The organism is Streptomyces calidiresistens (genome assembly GCF_014141525.1).
In the GTDB taxonomy this organism is placed as follows: domain Bacteria; phylum Actinomycetota; class Actinomycetes; order Streptomycetales; family Streptomycetaceae; genus Streptomyces; species Streptomyces calidiresistens.
Window position 1 is genome coordinate 1 of sequence record NZ_VKHS01001251.1, and the last position, 1,052, is coordinate 1,052.

1 protein-coding gene is annotated in these 1,052 nt (G+C 74.9%); it reads left to right on the top strand.

Features of this window, described 5'->3' with window-relative positions:
• Positions 1-1,052 (top strand): class I SAM-dependent methyltransferase (locus FOE67_RS26700; protein ID WP_182667389.1); only part of this gene is annotated, 1,052 nt, incomplete at both ends.

Sequence of the window (1,052 nt, forward strand, 5' to 3'; positions counted from 1 at the left end):
CCCCCGGGTCGCCCGCGCCGTACCCGCCCCGGGTGGTCGACTGCGCGTCACCCCCGAGCCGGCGGCGATCTCCGCGACCCCCGTCCCCGGTCCGCTGCTGCGCGAACACCTGGAGCACTGGGCCGAGGTCTACGACTGGGTGTACGGCACCGGCGAGGGCCGGCACGCCGACGACCTCGACCTCTCCGGTTGGCGGGACTCCGTCACCGGTGCCCCGCTGCCGCGCGAGCACATGCGCGAGTGGATCGACCGCACGGTGGAACTCATCCTGGAGTCGAACCCCCGCACGGTGCTGGAGGCCGGGTGCGGCACGGGCCTGCTCGCCCACCGACTGCACGGTTCGCTCGAGGGCTACGTCGGCACGGACGTCGCCGACACCGCGGTGGAGCGCCTCTCCGCGGCCGGTCTGCCCCGCACCGGCTTCGTCCGTGCCGCCGCGCACGAGGTGGACTCACCGACGGTCCGACGCGCCACCGACGCCGTCCTCGGTCCCGGCGCGCGTCCCGACTGCGTGGTGCTGAACTCCGTCACCCAGTGCTTCCCCAACCTGGACTACCTGGCGGCCGTGGTGCGCGGTGCGCTCGACGCGGTCGCGGACGGCGGCACCGTGATCCTCGGCGACATCCGGCACTCCGCCCTGGTGGAGCGGCACTTCACCGACCTGGAGCGGGCCCGGGACCCGGAGGCCCCCGAGGAGGTGATCGCCGACCGGGTTCGGGGCGCGATCGCGGAGGACGAGGAGCTGTCCTTCGCCCCGGAGGCGGTGCGGGAGATCGTCACCGGCTTCCACCGGCCGGTGACGATCAGCACCCGGGCCCGGACCATGAAGGCCGCCACCGAACTCACCCGGTACCGCTACGACCTGGTGCTGCACCTCGGCACCCCGTCCGGGGGTCGGGCGGAACCACCGGTGGAGTACCTCCCCTGGAGCGGTCCGGAGCGACTGGTGGCCGCGGCACGAGCCGCGCACGCCGGCGCCCCGCTCGTCGTGCACGGCATACCCAACGGCCTGGTGGGGGAGTCCCCGGAGAGCCCCGGAGCCCTCGCCGCCC